The sequence below is a fragment of the Bacillota bacterium genome, assembly GCA_040754675.1.
GTDB lineage: Bacteria > Bacillota > Limnochordia > Limnochordales > Geochordaceae > Geochorda.
Window position 1 is genome coordinate 1 of record JBFMCJ010000488.1, and the last position, 3020, is coordinate 3020.

The following is a 3020-nucleotide window of genomic DNA, read 5'->3' on the forward strand; positions in this document are numbered from 1 at the left end:
CGGAAGATCGCCTTCATCCGCGGGTCGCCAGACAGCCGGCCTTCCCAGGAACGGGAAGCCGGCTTCCGTCGGGCTTTCGAGCAGGAGGGGATCGCGCTGGAGGGGGATATGGCCGCGGGGGCCGGCTGGCGCCTCGAGGACGGCTACCAGGCCATGCGGGAGCTTCTGGCAAGGGAGTCCAGATACACGGCCGTGTTCGCGGCGTCCGACCTGCTCGCGCTGGGCGCCTACCAGGCGATTCGCGAGGCGGGGCTGGAGGTCGGCAAGGACATCTCCGTGCTCGGTTTCGACAACATCGAGCTTGCGGCAGAGAGCCTCCCGCCCCTGTCCACCGTCTCCGTGCGGCGCCACGAGATGGGGGATACGGCTGCCCGGCTGCTCTTCGAATCGCTTGATGGCGGCCGTGGGTATCCGGTGAGGATCGTGTTGCCAACGGTCCTGGTGCAGCGAGCGTCTACCGTCGCGGTGCCAGCAGTGAAGGGGGCTGCGACGCCGGGGGTTGTCAGGAAGCCATGACGGCCCCCGTCTTCCGGTGGGCAGCCATGCTTCCGCCCTGGCTACCGGTGGCCGCCGGAGCCCGGGCGACAGCGAAAGCGAAGCTGCTGCCCGGCCTCTGGCGGCCTTCGTGTGACATCCGTCACGTGGGATTCGTCAGCTCTCCCGCAGCCACACGAGCATTTCCCCGGGTTTGCGATTGCCCCAGGTGGCGTAAGGGACCGCGGTCACGTCGACCGGTCGTGCCCTGGTGTGGCCCACGGGGCGGTACAGCTCGCCTTCCCACGAGGACTCGTCGACGCGCATACCTGAGCCCGTGACTACGACTACCCCGCCAAGAAAGTCTGGCTCCCAGTGGGCCTCGAGCGCGCTGTCCCGTGGCAGGACAATCGCGGGCAGATTCGGGCCGTTGTCCACCTCTTCCAGGCAGTAGACGATGGGGCCGCGCTGAATGGCGATCTTGCCGGCGTCCGCACGCACCTGCGGGTGTGCCTCGATCCGTTCGACGGGCATGGGCAGTTGCAGCTCGACGACGTCGCCTTCTCGCCAGGTCCGGGTGAGGTAGGCATACCCGCGGTCGATGACCCCGTCAAGGGATACGCCCTGACCGTTAACGCTGAGCAGGGGGCTCCTCGCCCAGCCGGGTATGCGCAGGGCCAGTGTGAATTCCCTGCGAACGCGCGGGTGCACCGTGACCCGAATCGCTCCGTCCCACGGATAGAGCGTCTCCTGGGCGAGGCGCACGGGGGTCCCGCCGACTTCCAGTTGCGCCTCGCCTGCGGCGTAGAGGTGGAAGTAGACACCGGAGTCGTCGGTCGAGTACATGTACTGACCAACGGAGGCAATAAGGCGCGCCAGGTTGGGCGGGCAACAGGCACAGTCGAACCACCCTTGCCGTACTGGCAGGACGTGGCGCGTGTCGTACCGCCGCAGCGAGGCCTCGGGCCATACCTCCAGCGGGTTGACGTAGAAAAACTTGGTCCCGTCGAGCGAGATCCCGCTCAGCACGCTGTTGTACAGCGCTCGCTCCATCATGTCGGTGTACTGCCGGTCCACGTCGACCTGTACCATCCGGTGCGCCGCAAAGACCAGCGCGATGCTGGCGCACGTCTCGCTGTAGGCCCGGTCGTTGGGAAGGTCGTAGTCGAACGTGAAGCGCTCTCCTGAGGCAGAAGACCCGACCCCACCGGTCACGTACATGCGTTGCCCCGTGGCATTGGCGAACAGGCGCCGGCATACCTCGAGAAGCTCCCGATCCGCCGTCTCGGTGGCGACGTCGATGGCGCCGCTCAGGAGGTACAACGCCCTGACGGCGTGCCCATCCAGCTTCGTCTGCTGTCGGAACGGCATGTGAGCCTGGCTGTACGAATAGTCGAACCGGCGCCGCTCTGGCGGCTCACCTCTCGCATCCGCTTCGATGTCGTACCAGTGCGGCTGTTGGCCCCGTTCCTCGATGAAGTAACGGCTGAGCTCGAGGTAGCGCCGCTCTCCGGTGGCGCGGTAGAGCTTGACCAGTGCGAGCTCCGCTTCCGGGTGCCCCGGGTAGCCGCGCTTTTGCCCCGGGCCGCGGCCGAAGACCGACGCGATGTGGTCGGCCAGGCGACAGGCGACGTCGAGGAGGCGGCGGTCGCCGGTTGCCTGGAAGTGCGCAACAGCGGCCTCGATCATGTGGCCGGCGCAGTAGAGCTCGTGCCGTTCCCGCACGTTGGTCCATCGCTTGCCTGGCTCCGCAATGGTGAAGTAGGTGTTGAGGTATCCGTCGGGCTGTTGGGCGCGTGCGATGAGGTCGACGACCACGCTGGCCGCCTGCTCGAGTTCGGGATCGCGCCCGGCCGCCAGGAAGTACGCAGCGGCCTCCAGCCACTTGTAGACATCGCTGTCCTGGAAAACCATCCCATAAAACGTTCCGTCCTGATCGCCCGCCGCGATCCGGAAGTTGGCCACGGCGTGGCTGCGGGGAACACCCGGTACCCGATCATTGAGCGCTTCCCACTGGTAACGTAAGCCTACCTCTCGCATGGTCCGCATGCGTGACGCCCACACCGGGTCGCGAAGCGTGACCTTGTGCCATGGCGCTGGCGTGGTTGTGTGCACAGGTGTCCCTCCGTCTCGTCGCAAGGACCGGCTAGTACATGTAATATCACTGCGGCCTGGTCTTGGCAAGAGATTCCCGGTGCGCCCGATGGGCCCCTCTCGGGGTTGCGGGAACCGCTCAGCCATCGGCCCGGGTGCTCAGGCTGGAGTCCATGCGGAGCTCCTGCGAACGCCGTGCGCCGCGTGGCCGCGGAAGGACGCGTCAGGCCAGGGCAACTGCTGCACCCGTTGAAGGCTGTGCGGCAACCCTTGCGTTTGGGTCCCGCCATCGCGCATCCGGTGCTCGAGCGCGCCGCACGGAAGGAACGCGGTAGCGCGCGTCGAATATACCGGTAGCAACCGGTAAGGTCCTGGGGTTTGGTTACGCAGGGTGAAAGCGAATACCACCGGACGATGTCCGGGCCGGCCAGCGGGTGGCTTCCATGTCCGTA

The 3020-nt window shown here is 66.7% G+C and carries 2 protein-coding genes; one reads left to right on the forward strand and one right to left on the reverse strand.

Annotated elements, in window-relative coordinates; genetic code table 11:
- Positions 1-516: substrate-binding domain-containing protein (locus tag AB1609_19540; GenBank protein ID MEW6048637.1), on the forward strand; the 516-nt coding region annotated here is incomplete at its 5' end.
- 135 nt (positions 517-651) lie between these two features.
- Here AB1609_19540 and AB1609_19545 read toward each other — a convergent pair.
- Positions 652-2589 carry a beta-L-arabinofuranosidase domain-containing protein gene (locus AB1609_19545; protein ID MEW6048638.1) on the reverse strand — a complete coding sequence of 646 codons (1938 nt, stop codon included), beginning with the start codon at positions 2587-2589 and terminating at the stop codon, positions 652-654.
- Between the last annotated feature and the right edge of the window lie 431 nt (positions 2590-3020).